Source organism: Streptomyces novaecaesareae (assembly GCF_000716875.1).
Classification (GTDB): domain Bacteria; phylum Actinomycetota; class Actinomycetes; order Streptomycetales; family Streptomycetaceae; genus Kitasatospora; species Kitasatospora novaecaesareae.
Genome location: NZ_JNWQ01000201.1, coordinates 1 through 1,160, shown reverse-complemented (window position 1 = coordinate 1,160; position 1,160 = coordinate 1). Strand labels below are relative to the sequence as shown.

Annotated in this window: 1 protein-coding gene; it reads right to left on the bottom strand. The window is 65.9% G+C overall.

Features of this window, described 5'->3' with window-relative positions:
• Nucleotides 1-1,122, bottom strand: a complete 1,122-nt coding sequence (locus OP86_RS32480) for an IS630 family transposase (RefSeq protein ID WP_033334478.1) — start codon at nt 1,120-1,122, stop codon at nt 1-3.
• Nucleotides 1,123-1,160 lie beyond the last annotated feature (38 nt).

The window sequence follows — 1,160 nt, the reverse complement described above, 5'->3', positions numbered from 1 at the left end:
CTAGTGTCCTGCGCCGGAGATCCGTCGGCAGAATCGGGCAAGGGAGTCGAGGATCTCGTCGGCGGTCTTGGTCCAGGTGAACGGTGTGGGGTCCTCGTTCCAGTTCTTGATCCAGTTGCGGATGTCGCGTTCGAGGGCCTGGACGTTCTTGTGGGATCCGCGGCGGATCATCTGGTCGGTGAGGAAGCCGAACCAGCGCTCGACCTGGTTGATCCACGATGACCCGGTCGGGGTGAAGTGCATGTGGAATCTGGGGTGTTGGGCCAGCCAGGCTCGGATCGCCGGGGTCTTGTGGGTGCCGTAATTGTCACAGATGAGATGGATGTCGAGGCCGTCGGGAACCTCCTGGTCGATCTTGACGAGGAACTTCCTGAACTCCGCCGCGCGATGCCGACGGTGCAGGGAACTGATGACCCTCCCACTGCCGGTGTCGAACGCGGCGAACAGCGTGGTCAGGCCGTTGCGCACGTAGTCGTGGGTCCGGCGCTCCGGCATGCCGGGCATCATCGGCAGCACCGGCTGGGACCGGTTCAACGCCTGGATCTGCGACTTCTCGTCGACCGACAGCACCACGGCCCCCTCAGGCGGGTCGAAGTAGAGCCCGACCACGTCGTGGACCTTCTCGATGAAGAACGGGTCGGTGGAGAGCTTGAAGGTGTCGGCCAGATGGGGCTTGAGCTGGAACTTCCGCCAGATCCGCCCCACCGTGGACTTCGACAGGCCACTGCGGGCCGCCATCGAGCTCCGCGACCAGTGCGTCGCGTTCTTCGGGATCTCCTCCAGCGTCGCCACCACCACCGCTTCGACCTCGTCCACCGCGATGCTCGGAGGCCGGCCCGGACGCGGCTCGTCCACCAACCCGTCCAGCCGCTCGACGAGGAACCGCCGCCGCCACTTACGGACCGTGTCCGCGGTGATCCCCAACTCCCTCGCCACGCCGACGATCGACGGCACATCCGGGCCGTCACAGGCCAGCACGATCCGAGCCCGCAACGCGAGCGCCTGGGCAGACGTCGCCCGGCGGGACCACCGCGTCAGCACCGCCCGCTCCTCGCCGGACAACACCAACGGCTCCAACGCAGGACCACGACGACGCACCGGCACATCCGAAGAATCACTCATGCAAGATCTAACGACGAATCTCCGGCGCAGGACACTAG

Excerpts from the sequence above, each read along its gene's own strand:
- OP86_RS32480 (WP_033334478.1), bottom strand. The coding sequence starts at position 1,122 with ATGAGTGATTCTTCGGATGTGCCGGTGCGTCGTCGTGGTCCTGCGTTG.